We start from the raw sequence: 25985 nt of genomic DNA, 5'->3' as shown, positions 1-25985 counted from the left end.
AGCCACTCCTACAGGATTGGCGAAGCCTTGGCAGGGCCAATCACGCATGAACCTGTCCGCCCCCTTCATCCGTCGCCCGGTGGCGACTCTGTTGCTGAGCCTGGCGATCATGCTGCTCGGCGGGGTCAGTTTCGGCCTGTTGCCGGTATCGCCGCTGCCGAACATGGATTTCCCGGTGATCACCGTGCAGGCCAACCTGCCCGGTGCTAGCCCGCAGATCATGGCGGCAACCGTGGCCACGCCTTTGGAGCGTTCGCTGGGCAGCATCGCTGGCGTCAACCAGATGAACAGCAATAGCAGCCAGGGCAGCACGCGGATCATGGTCGAGTTCGACCTGAACAAGGACATCAACACCGCGGCCCGTGAGGTACAGGCGGCGATCAACGCCGCGCGCGAGCTGTTGCCCAGCGGCATGCGCACCATGCCCAGCTACCGCAAGATCAACCCGTCGCAAGCGCCGATCATGGTCATTTCGCTGACCAGCGACACTCTGAACAAGGGCCAGCTCTACGACGTGGCGTCGACCATCCTGGCGCAGAAGCTGTCGCAGGTCACCGGCGTCGGTGAGGTGCAGGTCGGCGGCAGTTCATTGCCGGCCGTGCGCGTGGCGCTGGAGCCGCGCCTGCTCGACCAGTACGGCATCGCCCTCGACGAAGTGCGCCAGGCCATCTCCGCCAGTAACGCCCTCAAGCCCAAGGGGGCGGTAGAAGACGATCAGCGCCGCTGGCAGGTGCAGGCCAGCGACCAGTTGGCCAAGGCCGCCGACTACATCCCGATGATCATTCGCTACCAGGATGGCGCTGCGGTGCGTTTGGGCGACGTGGCGACCGTCACCGATGGCGTTGAAGACCGCTACAACAGCGGTTTCTACAACGACAAGGAGTCGGTGCTGCTGGTGATCAACCGGCAGAGCGGGGCGAATATCTTGCAGACCATCAGCGACATCCGCGCCGAGTTGCCGGCGCTGCGCGAAGTGATCCCGGCCAGCGTCGAACTGGAAGTGGCCATGGATCGCTCGCCGGTGATCCGTGCCACCTTGCATGAGGCCGAGCAAACCCTGCTGATCGCGGTGGGGCTGGTGATCCTGGTGGTACTGGCCTTCCTCGGTCGCTGGCGCGCTGCGCTGATCCCGGCGCTGGCGGTGCCGGTATCGCTGATCGGAAGCTTCGCCGCCATGTACCTGCTGGGTTTTTCGCTCAACAACCTGTCGCTGATGGCGCTGATCATCGCTACCGGCCTGGTGGTGGACGACGCCATCGTGGTGCTGGAGAACATCTCCCGGCATATCCAGAACGGCGAGACACCGATGCAGGCGGCGTTCAAGGGCACCCGCGAAGTGGGCTTCACGTTGCTGTCGATGAACCTGTCGCTGGTGGCAGTGTTCGTCTCTATCCTGTTCATGGGCGGCATCATCGAGCGGCTGTTCCGCGAGTTCTCGCTGACCCTGGCGGTGGCTGTGGTCATTTCCCTGCTGGTGTCGCTGACGCTGACGCCGATGCTCTGCGCGCGTTGGCTCAAAGCCGAGGACGAGCAGTCGCGCGGGCGCCTGCAGCAGTGGGGTGACCGCCTGCAAAATCGTGTGCTGGCGTTCTACGGTCGCAGTCTGGACTGGGCGCTGCGCCATTCGCTGCTGATGCTGCTGAGCTTCCTGGCCACCATCGCCCTGAACGTCTACCTGTTCGTCAGCGTGCCCAAGACCTTCATGCCGCAGCAGGACACCGGCCAATTGATCGGCTTCATCCGTGGTGATGACGGTCTGTCGTTTCAGGTCATGCAGCCGAAGATGGAAATCTTCCGCAACGCAGTGCTGGCCGATCCGGCCGTGGAAAGCGTGGCCGGTTTCATCGGCGGCAGCGGCGGCATCAACAATGCCTTCATGATCGTGCGCCTGAAACCCATCGCCCAACGCAGCGATTCCGCCCAGGACGTGATCAATCGTCTGCGTACCAGCGTGCCCAAGGTGCCGGGCGGGCGCATGTTCCTCATGCCGGATCAGGATCTGCAGATGGGCGGGCGCCAGGGCCGCAGTTCGGAAAACGAGTACATGTTGCTGTCCGACGACCTCGATGCGCTGCGCACCTGGCTGCCGCAGGTACGCGATACGCTGCGTGCGCTGCCTGAGCTAACCGGGATCGACGCCCGGGAAACCGAGGGTGCGCAGCAGATTCGTCTGGTGGTCGACCGCGAGGCGGCGCGCCGCCTGGGTGTGGACATGGATATGATCACCGCGGTGCTGAACAACGCCTTCAGCCAGCGCCAGGTGTCGACCATCTACGAGGCGCTGAACCAGTACAGCGTGGTGATGGAGATCAACCCCAAATACGCCCAGCATCCTGAGGCGCTCAACCAGATCCAGCTGATCACCGACGAGGGCGCGCGCGTACCGTTGTCGACCTTCGCCCACTGGGAGCGCAGCCTGGAGAACGACCGAGTCAGTCACCAGGGCCAGTTCGCCGTGGAGAACATCGGCTTTTCGCTGGCCGAAGGTGTGAGCCTGGATCAGGCCACCCGCGCCATCGACGCCGCCATCGCCCGACTCAACCTGCCCACTGCGGTGCAGGGCACGCTGGGCGGCACCGGTGCAGCATTCCAGAAGGCGCAGGACAACCAGCCGCTGATGATCCTGTTGGCGCTGGTGGTCGTATATCTGGTGCTTGGCGTGCTCTATGAGAGCTACGTGCACCCGCTGACCATTCTCTCGACCCTGCCATCGGCGGGCGTCGGCGCTTTACTGGCGCTGCAACTGGTGGGCATGGAGTTCAGCCTGATCTCGTTGCTGGGCCTGTTCCTGCTGATCGGCATCGTCAAGAAGAACGCCATCCTGATGGTCGATCTGGCCCTTCAACTGGAGCGTGGCGAAAAGCTGAGCCCGCAGGAGTCGATCCGCCGTGCCTGTCTGCTGCGCTTCCGGCCGATCCTGATGACCACCCTGGCTGCCATTCTCGGTGCCTTGCCGCTGGTACTGGGCAGCGCCGAAGGCTCGGAAATGCGCCAACCGCTGGGCGTTACCATCGTCGGTGGCCTGGTGCTCAGCCAGTTGCTGACCCTGTACACCACTCCGGTGATCTATCTCTACTTCGACCGCCTGCGCCATCGCGTCAATCGCTGGCGCGGCGTGCGTACCGATGCTTCGTTGGATACCCCGTTATGAATCGAGCTCCCTTTGCCCGAACCCTCGTCTCTCTGCTGTTGGTCGGCGTCCTCGGCGGATGCGCCCTGGGGCCTGACTATCAGCGTCCCGAATTGGCGGCGCCTACGCAGTTCAAGCAGGTCGAGGGCTGGAAGGCCGCGGCCCCGGCTGACGCGTTGGAGCGCGGTAACTGGTGGGCGCTGTATGGCGACACCGAGTTGAACGCATTGGCCGAGCGCCTGCAGGTGTCCAACCAGAACCTGGCTGCGGCCGAAGCCCAGTATCGTCAGGCGCGTGCCTTGGTGCGCAGCGCCCGGGCCAGTTTCTATCCCACCTTGTCCGGTAGCGCCGGAGTGACACGTGCCGGGCAGGGCGGTGGCGATAGCACGCTGAGAACCTCCGATGGCGTTGCCGTCAGTGGTTCGAGTGCCTCTCGCATCTCCAAGAGCTATGACCTGAGCCTCAATGCGGCCTGGGAACTGGATATTTGGGGCAAACTGCGCCGGGGTCTGGAGGCAAGCCGGGCCGAGTTCGACGCCAGTGCAGCCGATCTCGCTGCCGCGCGCCTGAGTCTGCAGAGCGAGCTGGTGCAGAATTATCTGCAACTGCGTGTTCTGGATGAGCAGAAGCGTTTGCTCGACGCCACCGTGGCGGCTTACCAGCGTTCCCTGCGGCTGACCGAAAACCAGTACAAGGCCGGTATCGTGCCCAAGTCCGACGTGACTCAGGCCACTACCCAGCTCAAGAGCACCCAGGCGCAGGCCATCGATCTGCAGTGGCAACGTGCGCAGTTGGAACATGCGATTGCCGTGCTGGTGGGCGTCAGCCCGGCGGAACTGTCCATCGCTCCGCGTGAAAGCCTGCCGACCTTGCCGGCGGTTCCTGTGGCGTTGCCGTCGCAGTTGCTCGAACGTCGCCCGGACGTCGCGGCAGCGGAGCGTCGGGTGATGGCCGCCAATGCGCAGATCGGTGTGGCCGAAGCCGCGTGGTTCCCTGATCTGAGCATTTCCGCCACGGGCGGCTACCGCGGCAGCAGCTTCGCCGATTGGATCGAAGTGCCGAATCGCTTCTGGTCGCTTGGTCCGCAACTGGCGCTGACCCTGTTCGACGGCGGTGCGCGCCGTGCCGAGCTGGAGCGCAGCGAAGCCGCCTACGACCAGACCGTGGCGCAATACCGTCAGGCCGTGCTGGACAGCTTCCGTGAGGTCGAGGACTACCTGGTGCAGTTGCGCGTGCTGGAGCAGGAGAGTGGTGTCCAGCAGGAAGCGCTGGATGCGGCGCGCGAGTCACTGCGCCTGATCGAGAACCAATACCGCGCCGGCACCGTGGACTACAACAGCGTAGTCACCGTGCAGGCCACGGCGCTGAGCAATGAGCGCACCAACCTGACCCTGCTCGGCAGCCGGCTGACCGCCAGCGTGCAACTGATCGCGGCCCTTGGCGGTGGCTGGCAGTTGGAGCAATTGCACGATCCGGCAGCGATTACCACGGGTGAGAAAGAGACTCGCTAGTCAGCGCATCATTACCTGACCTCAAGGCTAACTTTTCCGTTAGTATTCGTTGCGTCGTTTTCAGTAATCGCAACTGGCCATCAGGGATGTGGGGCGGAGAGCGTCCTTCGGTCGTGCGTTTTCTACTCAGAGCCCTTCGATGCTGATTGGTAGTTACGATTCATCCCTGGTAGCGCTTTCGCTTTGTGTCGCCATTCTGGCCTCGTATACGGCGCTTGATCTGGCTGGGCGCATCGCCAGCGCCCAGGGCGCCGCGCGCGTCCTGTGGATCGGTGGTGGCGCTGTGGCGATGGGCATCGGCATCTGGTCGATGCACTTCGTCGGCATGCTTGCTTTCAGCCTGCCAATCCCCCTCGGTTACGACCTGACCATCACCTTGCTGTCGCTGGCCATCGCCATGCTCGCCTCGGGCTTCGCCCTGTGGCTGGTGAGCCAGTCCGAACTGCCTGTTTGGCATATTGCGCTGGGCTCGTTGGCCATGGGCGCGGGCATTGGCGCGATGCACTACATCGGTATGGCGGCGATGCGCATGCAGCCAGGTATCGACTACGACCCGCTGTTGTTCGCCTTGTCACTGCTGATCGCGGTCGCGGCATCGGGGGCGGCATTGTTGATCGCCTTCCGTTTGCGCCGCCATACGCCTTATGTGCGCCTGGCCCGAGCCGGCGCGGCGGTGATCATGGGCTTCGCCATCGTCGGTATGCACTACACCGGAATGGCTGCAGCGAGCTTTCCCGAGGGCAGCCTGTGCGGCGCCGCCTTCAGCGGCCTGGACAGTCGTTGGCTGGCCAGCTTGGTAATCGTCACCACCTTCGCCGTGTTGGCCATTGCCCTGTTGACGTCGATTCTCGACGCCCGTCTTGAGGCGCGCACGGAGCTGCTCAACAGTTCGTTGGCCAAGGCCAATGAGGAACTCACTCAATTGGCTCTGCACGATAGCCTGACCAAGCTACCCAACCGTCTGCTGCTGGAGGATCGGATTGGCCAGAGTATTCTCAAGGTGCAGCGCAACGGCGGCTACTTCGCCTTGCTGTTCATGGATCTGGACGGCTTCAAACCCGTCAACGATGCCTTCGGTCATCACGTCGGCGACCTGTTGCTGGTAGCCGTGGCTCAGCGTTTGCGCGCCCATCTGCGGGCTCATGACAGCCTGGCACGGATCGGCGGTGATGAGTTCGTGCTGCTGGCCGAGCTGCGCCATCCGGACGATGCGGCCAAGGTCGCCAGCCATGTGGTTGGCCTGCTGGGGCAGGCGTTCGACATAGACGGGCATGAATTGCGGGTGTCGACCAGCGTCGGTATCACCCTGTATCCCGGCGATGGCATCGACCAGCAGGAGCTGTTGATCAATGCCGATGCGGCGATGTACCACGCCAAGAGCCTGGGCAAGAACGGCTACAGCTTCTTCGAGAGTTCGATGAACACCAACGCCCGGCAGCAACTGCAGTTGTTGCACGATCTGCGTGTGGCGCTGGAACGCAGAGAGTTTCGCCTGCATTACCAACCCAAATTCGCCAGCGAAAGCGGGCACATGCTGGGCGCCGAGGCCCTGCTGCGCTGGCAGCACCCAGAGCAGGGGTTGTTGGCGCCGATCCACTTCATCGGTCTGGCGGAGAAGACCGGGCTGATCATTCCCATCGGTGAATGGGTACTGGACGAGGCCTGCCGACAGATGCGCGTCTGGTACGAGCAGGGTCATGAGGATTGGCGCGTCGCGGTCAACCTCTCGGCATTGCAGTTCTGCCACGGCGAGCTGGTCGAGAACGTACGGCAGACCCTGTCACGCCACGAGCTGCCGGCCAATTGCCTGACCCTGGAGATCACTGAAAGCACCGCCATGCACGATGTGGGCGCCAGTCAGGAGATTCTCGAGCGGCTGGTCGAGATGGGCGTGGATATCTCCATCGACGATTTTGGTACCGGCTATTCGAGCCTGCTCTATCTCAAACGCCTGCCAGCCAATGAGCTGAAGATCGACCGTGGTTTCGTACGTGACCTGGAGCATGACGGCGATGACGTCGCCATCGTCTCCGCCATCGTGGCGCTGGGGCAGGCGTTGAACCTGCGTATCGTCGCCGAAGGGGTGGAAACGCCCGAGCAGCAGGCGTTTCTTACCCAACTGGGCTGCGACTCACTGCAGGGCTATCTGCTCGGCCATCCGCTACCGGCTGAGCACTTGCCCACTGGTGAGGGTGCGGTCAGTCGCGTTTCTTGCGATTGACCGTTTGCGCGGCCTTGATCACGTCGCTGCCGATTATCGGCTCGAACTGCTGCCACACCGGGCGCATTGCATCACGCCAGGCCTGACGTTCCTCGGCGCTGAGGCTGATCACCTGGCTACGACCGGAATCGATGATGCGCTGGCGATCGCTCTGGTTGGCGGCTTCGGCCTGTTTGTTAACCGCATAGGTGACCTCGTCGATGATGCTTTCGAGCTCCATGCGTACCTGATGCGGGATGCCGTACCAGAAGCGTGAGTTGCTCACCAGCATGTAGTCGAGCACGCCGTGATTGGTCTCGCTGATGAAGGGCTGCACTTCGTGCAGTTTCTGGCTGTAGATATTTGACCAGGGGTTTTCCGCGCCTTGTACCTGGCCGCTCTGCAGCGCTTTGAAGACTTCGGAAAATGGCAGTTTCTGCGTTTTTGCGCCCAGTTGGCCGAATTGCGCTTCCAGCACAGCGGACGGCTGGATACGGAAGCTCAGACCATTGGCATCGCCCGGCAGGTTCAGCGCCCGGGTTGCCGAGAGCTGCTTCATCCCGTTGTGCCAGTAGGCCAGGCCGACGATGTTGTGATCTTCCATCGAGCGCAGCAATTGGCGGCCCTTGGCGCGCTTTTGGAAGCGGTTGACTGCTTCGAGGTCATCGAACAGGAAAGGCAGATCGAACACCTGCAACTGCTTGGTGTATTGCTCGAACTTGGCCAGGGACGGTGCCAGCAATTGCACGTCGTTGTTGCGCAGCGCCTCCAGCTCGTTGGCGTCGCCGTAAAGGCTGGAGTTGGGGTAGACCTCGACACGAACCTTGCCAGCCAGACGTTGTTCGACCAGTTCCTTGAACAGCAGGGCGCCCTGGCCCTTGGGCGTGCTATCGGCGACGACGTGGGAGAACTTGATCAGGATAGGTTCATCGGCCAGCACCGCAGTGGCGCTGAGAGAGGCTAACGCCAGGGCGCAGACGGCCAGGGCGCGGATCGAATTGAACATACTGCTACCTTTTCTTCTTATCGGTTGTGGGGGCTTTGAGGCCGCCTCGTGTTGGTGGCTTTGTCGTGGGATCAGGCCGAGAGACGCCGTGGCAGCACCTGTTCGTCAGAGCAAAGCTGGGCCTTGTGTGGCAAGGGTTATGCCATTGTGGCGAGTTTCCGCCAGCCTGCTCGCGGCGGTAAAAAGGCTGTGATCTGGCTCACAGAGGATGGCGGATATCCGCCATTTATGTGCTGAGCAGGAGCGGAAATTTGCCGGTTGTTCGTTCGCTAGAGGCGGCGCAGAGCCTGTTATTCTGCAAGCCCCGATGCCATGAGGAGTCAGATGATGAGTTGGTCCGCTCAGCAATACAGTCTGTTCGAGCGTCAGCGCACCCGACCCGTGTACGACCTGCTTGCTTCAGTGCCGAATCACGGGATCGACCTAGCCGTGGATCTGGGCTGTGGCCCAGGCAACTCCACGCAGGTGCTGCAAGAGCATGTGCCGACGGCGCGCGTGCTTGGCCTCGACAACAGTGAAGACATGGTGCGTGCGGCTCGTGAGCGTTTACCGAACATTCGCTTCGATCTGGCGGATATCCAACACTGGCGCGCCAGCGAGGCTCCGCAACTGATTCTGGCCAACGCCTCGCTGCAGTGGCTGCCGGATCATGCCCGGCTCTATCCGCACCTGCTCGCACAACTGGCTGCGGGAGGCTGGCTGGCGATCCAGACGCCGGACAACCTGCAGGAGCCAGCCCATCGCCTGGCGCGCGAAGTGGCGGCCGACGGGCCATGGGCGTCGCGTGTTGGTGAGGTAAGTCATCCGCAGCGGCATAGTGCGCAGGCCTACTACGACATTTTGGGCCCGCACTGCAGTGAGCTGGATATCTGGCGCACCACCTATTTCCATGTGCTCGATGATGCGGCAGCGGTGGTGGAGTGGTTCAAGTCGACGGCGCTGCGGCCGTTCCTGCAACCGTTGGATGCCGAGCAGCAAGCTGCGTTTCTCGAGCGCTACCTGGCTGCCGTCAGTGAAGCTTATCCAGCACAGGCCGATGGCCGTGTGCTGTTGCCATTCCCGCGTCTGTTCCTGGTCGCGCGGCGCTGACCCCGTAGCCCGGATGAAATCCGGGAGCGTGTTTCCAGGCAGCGATTTCCCGGGACTACATCCGGGCTACAGTTTTCAGTGACCATGAAAAAGCCCCGCATCTGCGGGGCTTTTCGTTCACTGCGCCAGGGCGACGAGGCCGGCCTGTTGCACCAGTTCCAGCAGCGGCTGTGGGTAGACGCCGAGGAAGAAGGCGAGCAGGGCGACCACTAGCAGCATGATGCCGCCGGCACGCTGGCCCCAGTCGAATGGTGCATCGTGGCGATGCAGGTTAGGTTCGCGCATGAACAGGGTGACCATCACGCGCAGGTAGTAGAACACGCCAATGGCGCTACCCAGCACCATGGCACCGAGCAGCCACCACAGTTGCGCTTCGACACCCGCGGCGATCACGTAGAACTTGCCGATAAAGCCGGCAGTCAGCGGGATGCCGGCCAGCGACAGCATCATCACGGTGAGCACGGCGGTCAGGTACGGACGGCGCCAGAACAGGCCGCGGTACTCGTACAGCGCGTCAGCATCACGGCCACTGTACGGCGTGGACATCAGGGTGATCACGCCGAACGCACCGAGGCTGGTCAGTACATAGGTGGCGAGGTAGACGCCGATGGCTTCCACGGCCAGGCCCTTGCTGGCGACCAGCGCCACCAGCAAGTAACCGAAGTGGGCGATGGAGGAGTAGCCGAGCAGACGCTTGAGGTTGTTCTGCAGCAGCGCCAGCAGGTTACCGAAGAGGATCGAGGCCACGGCGAGCAGTGTCAGCAGCTCGTTCAGCCAGCCGCCAGCGGTCGCCGGGGAGATCTGGTACAGCCGCAGCAGCACGGCGAACACGGCGATCTTGCTGGCGGTGGCGAGGAACGCCGCCACCGGTGCAGGAGCTCCTTCGTAGACATCCGGCGTCCACAGGTGGAAGGGGACCAGCGACAGCTTGAAGGCTAGGCCGATCAGCATCATGCCGATGCCGATTTCCACGATCAGGCTGTTGCCATTGGCCAGGCTCGCGCCGATTTCGCTAAAGGCCAGGCTGCCGGACTCTGCATAGAGCAGGGCCATGCCGAACAGCAGGAACGCCGAACCGGCGGCCGACAGCACCATGTACTTGATGCCGGCTTCCAGCGAGCGCTTGTTGAAGAAGGCGTAACCGATCATGCCGTAAGTCGGTACCGACAGCAGTTCCAGGCCGATGAACAGGCCGGCCAGGTTCTGTGCGCTGACCAGCACCAGGCCGCCAGCGGCCGAGAGCAGGATCAGCAGGTACATTTCCTCGCGGTTGCCCGGATAGCCCTTGCCAGATTCAGCGCCCAGATAGGCATGAATCAGGGTGACGCAGGCCAGGGTAGAGGCCAGCACCAGGGCCATGTAATAGCCGGCGAAGCTGTCGACCAGCAAAAGCGGGGTGACCTGGATTGGCGCCACGCCCATGGCCGGGATCAGCGACAGCAGAGCCAGGTTCAGGCCGATGACCGAGAGAATGAACGTCAGGGCGTGATTGCGTTTGGCGGCGACGGCCAGCATCACCACCAGCACGGTCACACTGGTGACCACCAGCGGCAGCAGGGCGATCAGGTGTTGGGTCGTGAATTCCACAGCGTGATGTTCCATAAGGCTACCGAGCCGAAGCGAGTTGATTGAGGGCGCCCGCGATCCACTGCTGCACGCCGTGCATGCTGGCAGCGGAGGTGTCCAGCACCGGTTGCGGATAAACGCCGAGCAGAATCAGCAGCACGCCAAGGCCGAGCACCATGCTCAGCTCGCGCGCCTTGAGGCCTGGCAGCGCCGCTTCGACCTTCACCGGGCCGAAGTAAGCGCGGTGAATCATCGCCAGGGCATACACCGAGCCCAGTACCAGGCCGGTGGCGGCCAGCACTACGACCCACGGCGCGCTCGGGAAGCTGCCGAGCAGAATCAGGAACTCACCGACGAAGTTGCCGGTACCCGGCAGCCCCAGGGCGGCGGCAGCGAAGAACAGGCTGACGGCCGGCAACCAGGGCATGCGCGCCCAGATACCGCCCATTTCGCGCAGGTCACGGGTGTGGATGCGCTCGTACAGCTGGCCGCAGAGGATGAACAGCGCTGCGGCGGACAGGCCGTGGGCGACCATCTGCACCACCGCGCCTTGCAGGGCGATCAGGCTGCCAGAGTAGATCGCAATGAGCACGAACCCCATGTGCGAGACGCTGGAGTAAGCCACCAGGCGCTTGATGTCGGTCTGTGCGAACGACAGCAGGGCACCATAGACGATGGCGAACACGCCGAGCCACTGAGCGATCGGCGCGAACTCGGCCGAGGCATTGGGGAACAACGGCAGGGCGAAGCGCATCAGGCCGTAAGCCGCAGTTTTCAGCAGGATACCCGCCAGATCCACCGAGCCGGCGGTGGGGGCCTGGGCGTGCGCGTCCGGTAGCCAGGAGTGCACCGGCACCACCGGGAACTTCACCGCGAAGGCGATGAAGAAGCCGAGCATCAGCAGGTATTCGGTGCCGGGCGCCAGTTCGGTCTTCAGCAGGTCGGCATAGTTGAAGGTCAGCAGGCCGGTCTGATTGAAGTGCACGAACACCAGGGCGAGGATCGACAGCAGCATCAGCAGGCCGCTGGCCTGAGTGAAGATGAAGAACTTGGTGGCGGCGGTGATGCGGGTCTTGCCGTCGCTACCGCTATGACCCCAGAGCGCGATGAGGAAGTACATCGGCACCAGCATCATTTCCCAGAAGAAGAAGAACAGGAACAGGTCGACCGCGAGGAACACGCCGACCACGCCGCCGAGAATCCACATCAGGTTGAGGTGGAAGAAACCGACGCGGTTCTGGATCTCGTTCCACGAGCACAGTACCGAGAGCACACCGAGCAGGCCGGTGAGCACCACCATGAGGATCGACAGGCCGTCCATCGCCAGGTGGATGGTGATACCCAGACGCGGTATCCAGTCCACCACGAATTCGTGGGCCCAGCGCGGGTCGCTGCCGGGTGCTGGAGCCAGACCGAAGTCGCCGGTCAGCCACAGCCACAGGCTCAGGCCGAACAGCAGGCCCATGGTGATCAGGGCGATCCAGCGCGGCAGCACATTGCCGAAGCGTTCAAGCTGCCAGCAGAGCAGGCCGCCGATGAAGGGAATCAGGATTAGCCAGGGCAGAATCATGACAGGCTGCGTTCCTTAGCTCAGAAAGAGGATGACGGCGAGTACCAGCACTGCGCCGGCCGCTATGGATACGGCGTACCAGCGGGTCTGGCCGGTCTGGCTGCTCGACAGCAGGGCGTTGCCGCCACGCGCCAGCAGTGGCACTACACGCAGACCACGGTCGATCGGGTCGCGGCGCAGCAGGCGGCACAGCAGCAGGTAGGGCTGCACGAACAGCTTGTCGTAGAGCCAGTCGAAGCCCCAGGCGGCGAACCACCAGGCCGACAGGAAGCGGCCCGGGGCGCTCTGCGCAACCGCCGTGGAGAAACTGCGCTTGCCGAGGAACAGCAGCGCCGCCAGGAGGATACCGGCCAGGGCGATGCAGCCCGAGACGATCTCCAGGCTGTGCTTGGCCTCGCCACCAGCATGGCCGACGCTCTGTGGCAGCACGCCGGCGAGTGGCGGAGTGATCCAGGCGCCGATGAAGGTCGACAGCACGATCAGCACCATCAGCGGCAGGTTGTGGGCGATGCCATGACCCGCGTGTGCTTCGGTCTTCTGTTCGCCGTGGAAGGCGATGAAGATCAGGCGGAAGGTGTAGATTGAGGTCAGGAAGGCGCCAGCCAGACCGGCATAGAGCAGGCCGCTGTTACCACTGGCGAAGGCTTCCCAGAGGATCTCGTCCTTGGAGTAGAAACCGGCGGTCAGCAGCGGCAGCGCAGCCAGAGCCGCACCGCCGACGATGAAGCTGGCGTAAGCCAGGGGCAGTTTCTTCCACAGGCCACCCATCCTGAAGATGTTCTGCTCGTGGTGGCAGGCATGGATTACCGCACCGGAGGCGAGGAACAGCAGGGCCTTGAAGAAGGCGTGAGTCATCAGGTGGAAGATCGCCGCGTCCCAGGCGCCGACGCCCAGGGCCAGGAACATGTAGCCGATCTGGCTCATGGTCGAGTAGGCGAGGATGCGCTTGATATCGGTCTGCACCAGCGCGGCGAAGCCGGCCAGTACCAGGGTCACGCCGCCGACGACGCCGACCAGATGGAGAATCTCCGGGGTCAGCAGGAACAGGCCATGGGTACGGGCGATCAGGTAGACGCCCGCGGTGACCATGGTCGCTGCATGGATCAGCGCCGACACCGGCGTCGGGCCGGCCATGGCGTCGGCCAGCCAGGTCTGCAGCGGCAACTGGGCTGATTTGCCCACCGCGCCGCCAAGCAGCATCAGCGTGGCGACCCACAGCCAGGTGTCACCGGCCACGTATTTCTGCGGCGCCAGCACCATCAGTTCCTGGATGTTCAGCGTGCCGAGGTTGAGGAACAGCAGGAACAGGCCAATCATCAGGAACACATCGCCGACGCGGGTGACGATGAACGCCTTGAGCGCCGCGTTACCGTTGGGCACGTGCTTGTAATAGAAGCCGATCAGCAGGTACGAGCACAGGCCCACGCCTTCCCAGCCGAAGAACAGCACCAGCAGGTTATCGCCGAGCACCAGCAGCAACATGCTGAAGATGAACAGGTTGGTGTAGGCGAAGAAGCGCGAATAGCCTTCCTCACCCCGCATGTACCAACTGGCGAACAGGTGGATCAGGAAGCCTACGCCCGTGACCACGCCGAGCATGGTCACGGCCAGGCCGTCCAGGTACAGGGTGAAGCTCGGCGCCAGGCCGTCGACGTTCATCCACTGCCACAGGGTCAGGCTGTAAGAGCCGCCTGCTGTCGGGTTGCCAAGGAACTGGAAAATGGTCACCGCCGCGCTGGCGGCGGCCAGGCCGATGGAGCCAACGCCGATCACAGCACTGGTGTTTTCCGAGAGTCGCCCGCGCGAGAAGGCCAGCAGGAACCAGCCAAGCAGCGGGAAGAATAGAGTCAGGGCTAGAAGATTCATCCGCGCATCTCGCTGGCAGCGTCGATATCGAGGGTATTGAAGCGGCGATACAGCTGCAGCAGGATCGCCAGGCCGATACTGGCCTCGGCGGCTGCCAGGGTGATCACCATGATGAACATCACCTGGCCGTCAGGCTGGCCCCAGCGGGCTCCGGCCACTACGAAGGCGAGGGCGGCGGCGTTCATCATCACTTCCAGGCTCATCAATACGAAGAGAATGTTGCGGCGCACCATCAGGCCGATCAGGCCGATGCTGAACAGGGCAGCGGCCAGTGCCAGGCCGTGCTCCATGGGGATGCCGGTCATAGGGTTGGCTCCTTGGCGTCGTGGCGGCCCAGGTGGAAGGCGGCTACCAGGGCGGCGAGCAGCAGCAGCGCGGCCAATTCGACGGCCAGCAGGTAGGGGCCGAACAGGCTGATGCCGACGGCCTTGGCTTCGACGCTGGTGTGGCCGATGGCTGCACCGCTGGGCTGGATGAACAGGGCGTACAACAGTTGCGCCAGCAGCAGCGCACTGAGAATCGCCGGGCCGAACCAGATGCCGGGCGTCAGCCATTTGCGCTCCTGAGTCACCGCCGCCGGGCCGAGGTTGAGCATCATCACCACGAACACGAACAGCACCATGATGGCGCCGGCGTAGACGATGATTTCCAGTGCACCGGCAAAGGGAGCGCCGAGGCTGAAGAACACCATCGATACCGCCAGCAGCGAAACGATCAGATAGAGCAGGGCGTGCACCGGGTTGGTGTGGGTGACGACGCCAACCGTTGCAGCAACGGCTACCCCGGCGCAGAAGTAGAAAGCGAATTCCATCAGCAGCTCCTCAAGGCAGCAGGCTCTTCACGTTGATCGGCTCGGCCTCGTTCTGCGCGGCGCCTTTCGGCTTACCGGCGATGGCCATACCGGCAACGCGGTAGAAGTTGTAGTCCGGGTTCTTGCCTGGGCCGCTGATCAGCAGGTCTTCCTTCTCGTACACCAGATCCTGACGCTTGAACTCGCCCATTTCGAAATCGGGGGTGAGCTGGATCGCGGTGGTTGGACAGGCCTCCTCGCACAGGCCGCAGAAGATGCAGCGCGAGAAGTTGATGCGGAAGAATTCCGGGTACCAGCGACCGTCATCGGTCTCGGCCTTCTGCAGCGAGATGCAGCCGACAGGGCAGGCCACGGCGCACAGGTTGCAAGCGACGCAGCGCTCTTCGCCGTCGGGGTCACGGGTGAGGACGATGCGACCACGGTAGCGCGGCGGCAGGTAAACGGGCTCTTCCGGGTATTGCAGGGTGTCACGCTTGCGAAAACCATGGCTGAACACCATGGCCAAGCTGCGCAGCTGGGTGGCGGTGCCAACCAGGATGCCCCAGATGTACTTGAACATTGTCATCTCTCCTTACTGGGCCGCGACCAGCACCAGGGTGCCGGTTACCAGCAGGTTGATCAGGGTCAGCGGTAGACAGAACTTCCAGCTGAACGCCATGACCTGGTCATACCGTGGGCGCGGGATCGACGCGCGCAGCAGAATGAAGATCATGATGAAGAAGCAGGTCTTGATCGCGAACCAGAAGAATGGGATCTGCGGCAGGATGCCGAACGGGCCGTGCCAGCCGCCGAAGAACAGCGTTACCAGCAACGCCGAAACGGTGACGATGGCGACGTATTCGCCGACGAAGAACATGCCCCATTTCATCCCGGCGTATTCGATGTGGTAGCCGTCGGCGAGCTCCTGCTCGGCTTCCGGCTGGTCGAACGGGTGACGGTGGGTCACGGCGATGGCAGCGATGAAGAAGGTACAGAAACCGAAGAACTGCGGAATGATGAACCACAGGTTTTCGGCCTGGTAGTCGACGATATCGCGCATGTTGAACGAGCCGACCTGCGCCACCACGCCCATCAGCGCCAGGGCCAGGAACACCTCGTAGGACACCGTCTGCGCCGATGCGCGCAGGGCGCCGAGCAGGGCGAACTTGTTATTGCTCGACCAGCCAGCGAACAGCACGGCGTACACCGACAGACCGGCCATGGCGAAGAAGAACAGGATGCCGATGTTCAGATCCGCAACGCCCCAGGTCGGGGTGATGGGGATGATGGCGAAGGCCATCAACATGGCAGCGAAGGCGATCATCGGCGCCAGGGTGAAGATGAACCTGTCGGCGAACGGTGGCGTCCAGTCCTCCTTGAAGAACATCTTGATCATGTCCGCTGCGATCTGGAACATGCCGAACGGCCCGACCCGGTTCGGGCCGTAGCGATCCTGCCACCAGCCCAGCAGACGGCGTTCGACGAAGCTCAGCAGCGCACCGCAGATCACCACCACCAGCAGGATCACGATGGCCTTGAGCACTGCGATCAGGGTTTCCATCACCTCGGGAGTCAGCCAGCTCATTGCGCGGCCTCCTGCAGGTTGGTGACGCTGGCGCCCGCGAACACCGCCGGAATACCCGCCAAGCCGACCGGCAGGCCAACCACGCCGAGCGCCAGCTCTTCACGCACCTGCAGCGGCAGGCGCAGGGTCTGGCCGGCGACGGTCAGGCTGAGCAGGGCGCCGTCATTGACACCGAGGCGATCGGCCTCATCCTTGGCCAGGGCCACGTAAGGCTGTGGGATGCGCGTTTGCACCGGTGCGGCGCGCGAGCTGTTCTCTTCGCTGCCGAACAGGTGGTGCAGCGCGACAGCCTGCCAGGTGCCCTGAGCCGGATTGAACGGGGCGTTGATGGCGAACCAGGGCAGTGTTTCGCCCTTGGCTTCGATCAGGCGAACGCCCGGGTCACCGGCGCGCAGATGGCCACCGACTTCGTCCTGGAACTTGTTCCAGGCCTGCGGCGAGTTCCAGCCTGGCGACCAGGCGAATGGAATCTGCTGACGGTCTTCCTGAGTGCCGGCGTAACCTTCCATGGAGAAGGCGAAGGCGCTGTCCTGATCCTGCGGCTGACGTGGCTCGTGCACGCTGATATTGGCGCGCATGGCAGTACGGCCGCTGTAGCGGTGCGGTTCGCGTGCCAGCTTCAGGCCCTTGATACGGAACGAGGCGCTTGGCGCGGCATCCTTGATGCCGGCCAACTGCGGGTTGCTGGCCGCGCAGGCTGCGGTGACCTGATCCAACTGCGTCCAGTCCACGGCCTGGCCTTGCAGGGTGCTGTGCAAGGCGTGCAGCCAGCGCCAGCCTTCACGGATGAGGATGTTGCTGTCGTAGTAGCTGGGCTCATAGACCTGGAAGAAGCGCTGGGCACGGCCTTCCAGGCTGACCAGGGTGCCGTCGCCTTCGGCGAAGGACGCCACGGGCAGCAACAGATGAGCGCGCTCGCTGGTGGCGGTGCGCTGGTGATCGGCGAGGATCACCACTTGAGCGGCGTTCAGCGCAGCATCGACCTTGGTAGCATCGGCGCGGCGATAGAGGTCGTTCTCCAGCACCACCACGGCATCGGCCTGGCCGCTGCTTAGAACTTCCAGCGCAGCATCGACGGACTCGCCGCCGAGCAGGGCAAGGCCCAGGCTGTTGGCTTCAGGCACCACCAGGCTCAGCGAGCCGTTCTTCTCACGATTCTTCAACGCGCTGGCGATGTTGGCAGCGGCTTCGATCAGCGCCTTCTCGCCCAGCGAGGCGCCGGAAACGATCAGCGGACGCTTGGCATTGATCAGGGCATCGGCGATGCGCTGCACCAGCTCGCGTGCTTCGGACTCCAGGCCTTCGACGGCCGGAGCGCTCGGGTCGATGGCGTGAGCCACGGCGAAACCGATACGGGCCAGATCTGCCGGTGCGGCATGCACGCTTTCCGCGGCTACGTCGTCGAGGCGGGTCTCGCCCACACTGGCGATGAACAGCGGGTGCAGGGCGTGCTGGGCGACGTTCTGCACGGCGGCCATGTGCCAGTCCTGAATGCGTGCGCCGGCGGCGATTTCGGTGGCCTTGCCCTTGACGGCCTGGCGCAGGGCCAAGGCCAGACGAGCAGCGGTCTGGGTCAGGTCTTCGCCGAGGACGAAGATGGCGTCGTGCAGTTCGACGTCGCGCAGGGTTGGCGTCGGCAGCGGGCCGTTTTGCAGCACGTCGCGAATCAGGCGGATGTTTTCCAGTTCGCCTGCAGCGATGCCACTGTAATAGTTGCCTGCACCAACCAGCTCACGCAGAGCGTAGTTGGACTCCAGGCTGGCCCGTGGCGAACCGATGCCGATGACGCGTTTGCCCTTGAGCAGCTCGGCGGCCTTGTCCAGTGCAGCGTCGATGCTCAGTGCCTGGCCGGCCAGCAATGGCTGACGCGGACGGTCTTCGCGGTTGACATAGCCATAGCCGAAGCGGCCACGGTCGCAGAGGAAGTACTGGTTGACCGAGCCGTTGAAGCGGTTCTCGATGCGGCGGATCTCGCCGTAGCGCTCACCGGGGCTGATGTTGCAGCCACTGGAGCACCCATGGCAGATGCTCGGGGCGAACTGCATGTCCCACTTGCGGTTGTAGCGCTCGGAGTGGGTCTTGTCGGTGAATACCCCGGTCGGGCAGACCTCGACCAGGTTGCCGGAGAATTCGCTCTCCAGCACGCCATCCTCGACGCGGCCGAAGTACACGTTGTCATGCGCGCCGTAGACACCGAGATCGGTGCCGCCCGCGTAATCCTTGTAGTAGCGCACGCAGCGGTAGCAGGCGATGCAGCGGTTCATCTCGTGGGAAATGAACGGGCCGAGCTCCTGGTTCTGGTGGGTGCGTTTGGTGAAGCGGTAGCGCCGGGCGTTGTGCCCGGTCATCACGGTCATGTCCTGCAGGTGGCAGTGACCGCCTTCCTCGCACACCGGACAGTCGTGCGGGTGGTTGGTCATCAGCCATTCGACGACACTGGCGCGAAACGCCTTGGATTCTTCATCGTCGATGCTGATCCAGGTGTTGTCGGTGGCAGGCGTCATGCAGGACATGACGATACGGCCACGCGTGTCGTTCTCGTCGTTGTACTGCTTCACTGCGCACTGGCGGCAGGCGCCGACGCTGCCAAGCGCCGGGTGCCAGCAGAAGTAGGGGATGTCGAGTCCGAGAGACAGACAGGCCTGCAGCAGGTTGTCCGCACCATCGACTTCGAAATCTTTGCCGTCTACGTGGATAGTGGCCATTTTCTTCAGTCTTCGTTTGCCCACCCGAAGGTGGACGGGCTAAGGGAATTCTTCTCAACGACCCGGGCCGGACGGCGCTATTGCGCCCACTTGTCCGGCCGTCAGGCTCATAAGGCGTGGGCTGCCACCTTCGGTGGGATCACCTCGGCGGCGACGCCGGCCTCGAACTCTTCACGGAAATACTTGATCGCGCTGCCCAGCGGCTCTACGGCGCCTGGTGCGTGTGCGCAGAAGGTCTTGCCTGGGCCGAGGAAGTTGACCAGACCGAGCAGGGTCTGGATGTCTTCCGCTGAACCTTGCTTGCGTTCCAGGGCGCGGAGGATCTTCACGCTCCACGGCAGACCATCGCGGCATGGGGTGCACCAGCCGCAGGACTCACGGGCGAAGAACTCTTCCATGTTGCGCAAGAGCGAGACCATGTTGATCGAGTCGTCCACCGCCAGCGCCAGGCCGGTGCCCATGCGCGTGCCGACCTTGGCGATGCCGCCGGCGTACATCTGCGCCTCGAGGTGCTCTGGCAGCAGGAAGCCGGTGCCAGCGCCGCCGGGCTGCCAGCACTTGAGTGTGTAGCCGTCGCGCATGCCGCCGGCGTAGTCCTCGAACAGTTCGCGGGCAGTCACGCCGAAGGGCAGTTCCCACAGGCCGGGGTTCTTCACCTTGCCGGAGAAGCCCATCAGCTTGGTGCCATGGTCTTCACTGCCGGGGCGCGCCAGACTCTTGTACCAGTCGACGCCACCGGACACGATGGCCGGCACGTTGCACAGGGTCTCGACGTTGTTCACGCAGGTTGGCTTGCCCCACACGCCGACGGCAGCGGGGAAGGGCGGCTTGGCGCGAGGGTTGGCGCGACGGCCTTCCAGCGAGTTGATCAGTGCGGTTTCTTCACCGCAGATGTAGCGGCCGGCGCCGGTGTGCACGAACAGTTCGAAATCGAAGCCGCTGCCGAGAATATTCTTGCCGAGCAGGCCGGCGGCCTTGGCTTCGTCGATGGCGCGGTTGAGGTTACGTGCCGCGTCGACGTATTCGCCACGCAGGAAGATATAGCCGCGATAGGCCTTGAGCGCGCGCGCCGAGATCAGCATGCCTTCCACCAGCAGGTGGGGCAGCTGTTCCATCAGCATGCGGTCTTTCCAGGTGTTGGGCTCCATTTCGTCCGCGTTGCACAGCAGGTAGCGGATGTTCATGGATTCGTCGGCAGGCATCAGGCCCCACTTCACCCCGGTGGGGAAGCCGGCGCCACCACGGCCCTTGAGGCCGGAGTCCTTGACCGTCTGCACGATGTCGGCCTGGGCCATTTCGCCCAGGGCTTTGCGTGCGGCGGCGTAGCCGTTCTTCTGCTGGTATTCCTCGAGCCACACCGGCTGGGCGTCATCGCGCAGGCGCCAGGTCAGCGGGTGGGTTTCTTCCGTGCGGGCAATGCGGTTGGCCGGGCCAATGGAGGTCAGGGTTCTCATTGGTAGTCCTCCAGCAGCTTGGCGACGCCGTCAGGCTGAACGTCGCCGAAGGTGTCGTCGTCGATCATCACGGCTGGCGCCTTGTCGCAGTTACCCAGGCAGCACACCGGCAGCAGGGTGAAACGGTTGTCGCCAGTGGTCTGGCCGAGGCCGATGCCGAGTTGCTTCTGCATTTCGCTGACCACCGACTCGTGGCCGCCGACGTAGCAGGTCATGCTGTCGCAGACGCGAATGATGTGGCGACCCACCGGCTGGCGAAATATCTGGCTGTAGAAGGTGGCCACACCCTCGACGTCGCTGGCAGGAATGCCGAGCACTTCGCCAATGGCATCGGCGGCGCCGTCCGGCACCCAGCCGCGTTCCTTCTGCACGATCTTCAGCGCTTCGATGCTGGCCGCGCGTGGGTCTTCGTAGTGATGCATCTCGTGCTCGATGGCCGAGCGCTCGGTTTCGCTCAGGGCGAAACGGTCAGTCTGGATAAGCGTGCTCATAATCAGCGGTCCACGTCGGCCATGACGAAGTCGATACTGCCCAGGTAGGCGATCAGGTCAGCCACCATGCTGCCGCGGATCACCGAAGGAATCTGCTGCAGATGAGGGTAGCTGGGCGTACGGATGCGCGTGCGGTAGCTCATGGTGCTGCCGTCGCTGGTCAGGTAATAACTGTTGATACCCTTGGTCGCCTCGATCATCTGGAAGCTTTCGTTGGCCGGCATGACCGGGCCCCAGGAAACCTGCAGGAAGTGGGTGATCAGGGTTTCGATGTGTTGCAGCGTGCGCTCTTTCGGCGGCGGCGTGGTCAGCGGGTGATCCGCCTTGTACGGGCCTTCCGGCATGTTGCGCAGGCACTGGTCGATGATGCGGATGCTCTGGCGCATCTCCTCGACACGCACCATGCAGCGGTCATAGGCATCGCCGTTGGCGGCCAGTGGCACTTCGAACTCGAAGTTCTCGTAGCCGGAGTACGGGCGCGCCTTGCGCAGGTCGAAGTCGCAACCGGTGGCGCGCAGGCCGGCACCGGTGACGCCCCATTCCAGCGCTTCCTTGGTGTTGTACTGCGCCACGCCGATGGTACGGCCCTTGAGAATGCTGTTCTTCAGCGCAGCCTTTTCGTACTCGTCGAGACGCTTGGGCAGCCAGTCGACGAATTCCTTGACCAGCTTGTCCCAGCCGCGCGGCAGGTCGTGGGCGACGCCGCCGATTCGGTACCAGGCCGGGTGCAGGCGGAAGCCCGTGATGGCTTCGATCACCTTGTAGGCGCGCTGGCGGTCGGTGAAGGTGAAGAACACCGGGGTCATGGCGCCGACGTCCTGGATGTAGGTACCCAGGAACAGCAGGTGACTGGTGATGCGGAAGAACTCGGCCATCATCACGCGGATGAAGTCGACGCGCGCCGGCACCTGAATGCCAGCCAGTTTCTCCACCGACAGGACGTAGGGCAGGTTGTTCATCACTCCGCCGAGGTAGTCGATACGGTCGGTGTAGGGGATGAAGCTGTGCCAGCTCTGACGCTCGGCCATCTTCTCGGCACCACGGTGGTGGTAGCCGATTTCCGGCACGCAGTCGACGATCTCTTCACCGTCGAGCTGCAGGATGATACGGAACGCACCGTGCGCCGATGGGTGGTTGGGGCCGAGGTTGAGGAACATGTAGTCCTCGTGCTCGCCGCCGCGTTTCATGCCCCAGTCTTCGGGGTTGAAGCGCGCGGCTTCTTCCTCGAGCTGCTGCTTGGCCAGGGTCAGGCTGTAGGGATCGAACTCGGTGGCGCGTGCCGGGTAGTCCTTGCGTAGCGGGTGACCTTCCCAGGTCGGCGGCATGAGGATACGGGTCAGGTGCGGGTGCCCGGAGAAATGCACGCCATACATGTCCCAGACTTCGCGCTCGTACCAGTTGGCGTTGGGCCAGATGCTGGTGACGGAAGGCAGGTTGAGGTCGCTTTCGGACAGCGCCACCTTGATCATCACGTCACTATTACGCTCGAGCGACATCAGGTGGTAGAACACCGTGAAGTCAGCGTTCGGCAGACCGCGACGCTGGGTGCGCAGGCGCTCATCGACGCCATGCAGGTCGTAGAGCATGACGTAGGGGCGCGGCAGTTGGCGCAGGAAGCGCAACACCTCGATCAACTGATCGCGGACGACCCAGATCACCGGCATGCCGGTGCGGGTCGCCTGCGAGGTGAAGCTGCCTTCAGGGAAGCGCGATTGAAGTTCGTTGACGACATCCTGGTCGTCGGCCTTGTACGGGGCAATAGACAGAGCGGTGTCTGCAGTCATGGTCTCGGTCGCTTTCGGTCAACGTAGAGAATGAATCGGGTTTCCTTGCCAGCAGGAAAAGGCGATTCAGACTTCGTCCGGGCTACGCAGGTTGGTAACGGCGATACGCTGTTCGCGGCGCTGTTCCTTTTGCGAAGGCATTTCGGCACGGTAGATGCCTTGGTCGCCAACGACCCAGGAAAGCGGGCGGCGCTCCTGTCCGATGGACTCCTGCAGCAGCATCAGGCCTTGCAGGAATGCCTCCGGGCGCGGTGGGCAGCCAGGGATGTAGACGTCGACGGGAAGGAACTTGTCCACCCCCTGGACGACCGAGTAGATGTCGTACATGCCACCCGAGTTGGCACACGAACCCATGGAAATGACCCATTTGGGCTCGAGCATCTGCTCATAGAGGCGCTGGATGATCGGCGCCATCTTGATGAAACAGGTGCCGGCAATGACCATGAAGTCAGCCTGACGGGGTGACGCACGAATGACTTCCGCGCCAAAGCGGGCGATATCGTGCGGGGCAGTGAACGCGGTGGTCATCTCCACGTAGCAGCAGGAAAGGCCAAAGTTGTATGGCCACAGGGAATTCTTGCGCCCCCAGTTGACTGCGCCGTTAAGCACGTCTTCCAGCTTGCCCATGTAGATGTTCTTGTGAACCTGATCCTCTAGCAGCGGGTCGGAGACAATCTCCCGCTGGCCGATCGGATACTGCTCGTTGGCAGCATTCGGGTCGACCCGAGTAAGTTTGTATTGCATCGCCAAAGCCTCATTGTTTCAGCTTCGCCTGCCGCTTGCGGCGTCCCTCAGGTGCCCAATCCAGCGCACCTATCGCCGACTCGTAGACAAGACCCGCGAACAGAATGGTTATGAAAACGGTAGCACCGACCAGGCCGACCCATGCGCTTTCACGCACGGATACGGCCCAGGCGAACAGAAACAGGGCTTCGACATCGAAGATCACGAAGAGCATCGCGACCAGATAGAACTTGGCCGACAGGCGCAGGCGCGCGCTGCCGGTGGGGAGCATGCCGGACTCGAAGGGTTCGTTCTTGCTACGGCCCCACGCCTTGCTGCCGAGAAGACTGGACAGGCCAAGCATGAAGGCAATGAGTCCACAGACTCCGAGAAGGAAAACAGCGAAGGCCCAGTCGTGAGACATGGTCGATACCGCATCAGGCATGCCGGTACTCCTTAGGTCAAGGAACGGCTTTTAATTTAGTAGTGAGCGCGACCCTGTAGGGTGCCCCGCAAAGTATGGGCGCAATTCTATGCGCCTGTGACGGTGTAAGTAAATTTTTCCGAGCAAAAAAATAACCTGTCTGCTTGTGCATTTAGGGCGCTTTCTCTATTGACTTGAGGTCAACTAGCTGCGCAATAAGCCTGGCGCTAAACGCTGTCGCTCGGCTTAAGGCCTCATGCATAGTGGGCTGCACTGATTCGCCCGAGAGCGCCCGGCGCGCCTGGGTTGCTTCGATTATTTTGCGTGCATAAACCGGAGGGCCGCGCGGGCATAATAAAGTGTCGTACTTCTGTAACTCTTTGTTGGCGTGCGAAGCGCTGCTGGCTTTTAAGGTCAGGACTAAAGCAGCAGGAAAGTTGTACTTGAGAATGACTTTTTAAATAACTGGATGTGCTTAAAAGAGTTTTGCATATCCCTAAAAGGTATTTTTTAACCTGTGCTGTCCTTCTGATCTTGTACTAGCGTGCATGAAGCGCCGCCTTCTGGTGCTTTCGCTGATCGAGCAGTCCCCGATGCTTCATTGGGTCTGCGCAGTTGCCCCTGCCTGGGTATGCCGACCCTCTACACAAAAACAATAGGAGGGTTTTGCCATGCCTGTCGCCGTGCCATTGCAGCGCGCTTTGCCTGTCACTCTCATCTTGCTGCTGTCTTTGCCTGTGCAGGCGGAGCAGGGCGACTACAACTTCTGGCAGACCATGAGCAATCTGCTCTCGCCACCGAAGGCCGACAACCCGGTGACGCCTGCACAGCGCACGGGGCCTTACCCGCTTCTGGCCAATCCATCCGGGTTCAACAGTGGCTTCAACCCCGGAAATTACTACGGTTGGCAGACCATCCAAATGGCGCCGCAGACCGGTGCGGTCTGCGGTAATGGCTCGCCTTACAAGTTCTTCGTCAATCGCGTGCCGAACACGCGCAACACCATCATCTACCTCGAGGGAGGCGGCGCCTGCTGGGATTACGCCAGTTGCAGCGGGCAGAGTGGTATTCGCGGTGCGCGCAATCCAGATGGCATCCCTAACGACTACATGTCGCTGCTCAACCCCGGTGCCAGTCTAGTCAGCCCCTTCGTCGTGCGCCTGCACCCCTGGACGCGGGTGAAAACGCAGAACTGGAACATGGTTTACGTGCCTTACTGCACGGGAGACATCTATTCCGGTGACAAGGTGGCGGTGTATGAAGACCCTCAAGGGCAACAGTCGCCTTTGGTCTGGCACCACAATGGCCTGCGCAACATGCGTGCGGTGGTCGGCTGGCTGAAGGACAACCTGCCGCGGCCAACGCAGATGCTCACCACTGGTTGTAGCGCTGGTGGTGCGGGTAGCCTGACCAACTACGCGAACATCCGGCAGGATATTGACCCGCCGCGCGGTTACCTGATCAATGATTCCGGTCCGGTTTACACGGCGTTGGCTGGGGACAACCAGGCGTATCCGTCCTACCCGTTGCAGGCGTTCATCCGTCAGGCCTGGGGGCTGGATTCGCCGCAAGGCCCGCTGCAGTACCTGCAGGCTCGGTTGCCCGGCTTCAATCGCAATGACCTGGGCAGCCTGTATCCAGCGCTGTCGAGTAACCTGCCAGGGGATCGGATGGGGCACACCCATTTCTGGCAGGATCTGAACTATTCCTCCTATTCCTACGAGCGCTTCTATCCAGAGATCGTCAACGCACCGAATCAGGCTGCCAAGGAGGCATTGATCAAGCAGCGCTGGGCAACCGATACCACGCGCCTGCGCAGTCAGCTGGCCAGCCTGAACAATGTCGGTGGCTATTTCCCGCAGTTCCGTAACGTCAACGAAAGCCACTGCACCAGCATCATCGAGTTCGCCAATGCCGATATCCAGGAGCAGAACCTGCAGTTGGATCATTTCGTCAGTAGCGTGCTCGAAGGTAGTGGCCAGGTGTTGGATGCTTCGGAAAGCAGTGATGTCGCGGATCGCAACAAGCCGTTCAACCTTCTCTATTACCTGCTGGATCAAGCGCTCTGAGGGTGCTCGCCGGGTCGAGTGA

At 62.7% G+C, this 25985-nt stretch carries 19 protein-coding genes; 5 read left to right on the top strand and 14 right to left on the bottom strand.

What is annotated here, in order from left to right; all coding sequences use genetic code 11:
• Positions 1 to 46: 46 nt before the first annotated feature.
• The 3 genes from HS968_RS13750 (at position 47) to HS968_RS13740 (ending at position 6862) form a co-directional block, all read left to right on the top strand.
• Complete coding sequence (locus HS968_RS13750) at positions 47 to 3151, top strand: efflux RND transporter permease subunit (RefSeq protein ID WP_179624869.1); 3105 nt, start codon at positions 47 to 49, stop codon at positions 3149 to 3151.
• A complete protein-coding gene (locus HS968_RS13745) occupies positions 3148 to 4641 on the top strand; it encodes an efflux transporter outer membrane subunit (protein WP_182366431.1) in 1494 nt (497 codons plus the stop codon). Before HS968_RS13750 ends, HS968_RS13745 begins: the two co-directional genes overlap by 4 nt.
• A gap of 139 nt (positions 4642 to 4780) precedes the next feature.
• Complete coding sequence (locus HS968_RS13740) at positions 4781 to 6862, top strand: putative bifunctional diguanylate cyclase/phosphodiesterase (protein WP_182366428.1); 2082 nt, start codon at positions 4781 to 4783, stop codon at positions 6860 to 6862.
• Here HS968_RS13740 and HS968_RS13735 read toward each other — a convergent pair.
• Positions 6840 to 7847, bottom strand: coding sequence for a TRAP transporter substrate-binding protein (locus HS968_RS13735; protein ID WP_119691381.1), 1008 nt, complete (start codon positions 7845 to 7847; stop codon positions 6840 to 6842). The two genes, HS968_RS13740 and HS968_RS13735, sit on opposite strands and share 23 nt — an antisense overlap.
• Positions 7848 to 8174: 327 nt before the next feature.
• Between HS968_RS13735 and tam the strand changes: the two genes are divergently transcribed.
• On the top strand, positions 8175 to 8936 hold the full coding sequence (tam, locus tag HS968_RS13730; protein ID WP_182366425.1) for a trans-aconitate 2-methyltransferase: 762 nt from the start codon (positions 8175 to 8177) through the stop codon (positions 8934 to 8936).
• A gap of 117 nt (positions 8937 to 9053) precedes the next feature.
• On the opposite strand, the gene nuoN is transcribed toward tam, so the two are convergent.
• The 13 genes from nuoN to HS968_RS13665 all read right to left on the bottom strand — a co-directional run bounded on the left by nuoN (position 9054) and on the right by HS968_RS13665 (position 23915).
• Positions 9054 to 10523 carry an NADH-quinone oxidoreductase subunit NuoN gene (gene nuoN / locus HS968_RS13725; RefSeq protein ID WP_182366423.1) on the bottom strand — a complete coding sequence of 490 codons (1470 nt, stop codon included), beginning with the start codon at positions 10521 to 10523 and terminating at the stop codon, positions 9054 to 9056.
• A gap of 19 nt (positions 10524 to 10542) precedes the next feature.
• The gene (gene nuoM / locus HS968_RS13720; protein WP_179624873.1) at positions 10543 to 12072 is read right to left on the bottom strand and encodes an NADH-quinone oxidoreductase subunit M; all 1530 of its coding nucleotides are present in this window, start codon (positions 12070 to 12072) and stop codon (positions 10543 to 10545) included.
• 15 nt (positions 12073 to 12087) lie between these two features.
• Complete coding sequence (gene nuoL / locus HS968_RS13715) at positions 12088 to 13938, bottom strand: NADH-quinone oxidoreductase subunit L (RefSeq protein ID WP_182366421.1); 1851 nt, start codon at positions 13936 to 13938, stop codon at positions 12088 to 12090.
• Entirely contained in the window at positions 13935 to 14243 is a 309-nt protein-coding gene (gene nuoK / locus HS968_RS13710) for an NADH-quinone oxidoreductase subunit NuoK (RefSeq protein ID WP_106740960.1), read from the bottom strand. Before nuoK ends, nuoL begins: the two co-directional genes overlap by 4 nt.
• Positions 14240 to 14749, bottom strand: a complete 510-nt coding sequence (gene nuoJ, locus HS968_RS13705; RefSeq protein WP_119691375.1) for an NADH-quinone oxidoreductase subunit J — start codon at positions 14747 to 14749, stop codon at positions 14240 to 14242. Before nuoJ ends, nuoK begins: the two co-directional genes overlap by 4 nt.
• A 10-nt stretch (positions 14750 to 14759) precedes the next feature.
• A complete protein-coding gene (gene nuoI, locus HS968_RS13700) occupies positions 14760 to 15308 on the bottom strand; it encodes an NADH-quinone oxidoreductase subunit NuoI (protein ID WP_106740964.1) in 549 nt (182 codons plus the stop codon).
• Positions 15309 to 15320: 12 nt separating this feature from the next.
• Positions 15321 to 16313 (bottom strand): NADH-quinone oxidoreductase subunit NuoH, encoded by a 993-nt coding sequence (gene nuoH / locus HS968_RS13695; protein ID WP_182366419.1) that lies wholly within the window; start codon positions 16311 to 16313, stop codon positions 15321 to 15323.
• Entirely contained in the window at positions 16310 to 19018 is a 2709-nt protein-coding gene (nuoG, locus tag HS968_RS13690; protein ID WP_182366417.1) for an NADH-quinone oxidoreductase subunit NuoG, read from the bottom strand. The genes nuoH and nuoG overlap by 4 nt, the downstream gene beginning before the upstream one ends.
• Positions 19019 to 19125: 107 nt before the next feature.
• Positions 19126 to 20472 carry an NADH-quinone oxidoreductase subunit NuoF gene (gene nuoF / locus HS968_RS13685; protein ID WP_119691372.1) on the bottom strand — a complete coding sequence of 449 codons (1347 nt, stop codon included), beginning with the start codon at positions 20470 to 20472 and terminating at the stop codon, positions 19126 to 19128.
• Positions 20469 to 20969, bottom strand: coding sequence for an NADH-quinone oxidoreductase subunit NuoE (gene nuoE, locus HS968_RS13680; protein ID WP_119691371.1), 501 nt, complete (start codon positions 20967 to 20969; stop codon positions 20469 to 20471). Before nuoE ends, nuoF begins: the two co-directional genes overlap by 4 nt.
• A complete protein-coding gene (gene nuoC / locus HS968_RS13675; protein ID WP_182366415.1) occupies positions 20966 to 22747 on the bottom strand; it encodes an NADH-quinone oxidoreductase subunit C/D in 1782 nt (593 codons plus the stop codon). The genes nuoE and nuoC overlap by 4 nt, the downstream gene beginning before the upstream one ends.
• A 66-nt stretch (positions 22748 to 22813) precedes the next feature.
• Positions 22814 to 23491 (bottom strand): NuoB/complex I 20 kDa subunit family protein, encoded by a 678-nt coding sequence (locus HS968_RS13670; RefSeq protein ID WP_106740978.1) that lies wholly within the window; start codon positions 23489 to 23491, stop codon positions 22814 to 22816.
• Positions 23492 to 23501: 10 nt separating this feature from the next.
• Complete coding sequence (locus tag HS968_RS13665; protein WP_106740980.1) at positions 23502 to 23915, bottom strand: NADH-quinone oxidoreductase subunit A; 414 nt, start codon at positions 23913 to 23915, stop codon at positions 23502 to 23504.
• 650 nt (positions 23916 to 24565) lie between these two features.
• On the opposite strand from HS968_RS13665, the gene HS968_RS13660 reads away from it, so the two are divergent.
• Positions 24566 to 25963 carry a pectin acetylesterase-family hydrolase gene (locus HS968_RS13660; RefSeq protein ID WP_119691369.1) on the top strand — a complete coding sequence of 466 codons (1398 nt, stop codon included), beginning with the start codon at positions 24566 to 24568 and terminating at the stop codon, positions 25961 to 25963.
• The last annotated feature ends 22 nt before the right edge of the window (positions 25964 to 25985 follow it).

Source organism: Pseudomonas berkeleyensis, from assembly GCF_014109765.1.
Lineage (GTDB): Bacteria > Pseudomonadota > Gammaproteobacteria > Pseudomonadales > Pseudomonadaceae > Aquipseudomonas > Aquipseudomonas berkeleyensis.
The sequence above is the reverse complement of the archived record's forward strand: the minus strand, read 5'-3'. Positions and strand labels throughout refer to the sequence as shown.

What these genes read in the sequence shown, in the direction of transcription:
- HS968_RS13750 (WP_179624869.1), top strand. Translation starts at nt 47, where the DNA reads ATGAACCTGTCCGCCCCCTTCATCCGTCGCCCGGTGGCGACTCTGTTG.
- HS968_RS13745 (WP_182366431.1), top strand. Translation starts at nt 3,148, where the DNA reads ATGAATCGAGCTCCCTTTGCCCGAACCCTCGTCTCTCTGCTGTTGGTC.
- HS968_RS13740 (WP_182366428.1), top strand. Translation starts at nt 4,781, where the DNA reads ATGCTGATTGGTAGTTACGATTCATCCCTGGTAGCGCTTTCGCTTTGT.
- HS968_RS13735 (WP_119691381.1), bottom strand. Translation starts at nt 7,847, where the DNA reads ATGTTCAATTCGATCCGCGCCCTGGCCGTCTGCGCCCTGGCGTTAGCC.
- tam (WP_182366425.1), top strand. Translation starts at nt 8,175, where the DNA reads ATGAGTTGGTCCGCTCAGCAATACAGTCTGTTCGAGCGTCAGCGCACC.
- nuoM (WP_179624873.1), bottom strand. Translation starts at nt 12,072, where the DNA reads ATGATTCTGCCCTGGCTAATCCTGATTCCCTTCATCGGCGGCCTGCTC.
- nuoL (WP_182366421.1), bottom strand. Translation starts at nt 13,938, where the DNA reads ATGAATCTTCTAGCCCTGACTCTATTCTTCCCGCTGCTTGGCTGGTTC.
- nuoK (WP_106740960.1), bottom strand. Translation starts at nt 14,243, where the DNA reads ATGACCGGCATCCCCATGGAGCACGGCCTGGCACTGGCCGCTGCCCTG.
- nuoJ (WP_119691375.1), bottom strand. Translation starts at nt 14,749, where the DNA reads ATGGAATTCGCTTTCTACTTCTGCGCCGGGGTAGCCGTTGCTGCAACG.
- nuoI (WP_106740964.1), bottom strand. Translation starts at nt 15,308, where the DNA reads ATGTTCAAGTACATCTGGGGCATCCTGGTTGGCACCGCCACCCAGCTG.
- nuoH (WP_182366419.1), bottom strand. Translation starts at nt 16,313, where the DNA reads ATGAGCTGGCTGACTCCCGAGGTGATGGAAACCCTGATCGCAGTGCTC.
- nuoG (WP_182366417.1), bottom strand. Translation starts at nt 19,018, where the DNA reads ATGGCCACTATCCACGTAGACGGCAAAGATTTCGAAGTCGATGGTGCG.
- nuoF (WP_119691372.1), bottom strand. Translation starts at nt 20,472, where the DNA reads ATGAGAACCCTGACCTCCATTGGCCCGGCCAACCGCATTGCCCGCACG.
- nuoC (WP_182366415.1), bottom strand. Translation starts at nt 22,747, where the DNA reads ATGACTGCAGACACCGCTCTGTCTATTGCCCCGTACAAGGCCGACGAC.
- HS968_RS13670 (WP_106740978.1), bottom strand. Translation starts at nt 23,491, where the DNA reads ATGCAATACAAACTTACTCGGGTCGACCCGAATGCTGCCAACGAGCAG.
- HS968_RS13665 (WP_106740980.1), bottom strand. Translation starts at nt 23,915, where the DNA reads ATGCCTGATGCGGTATCGACCATGTCTCACGACTGGGCCTTCGCTGTT.
- HS968_RS13660 (WP_119691369.1), top strand. Translation starts at nt 24,566, where the DNA reads ATGCCTGTCGCCGTGCCATTGCAGCGCGCTTTGCCTGTCACTCTCATC.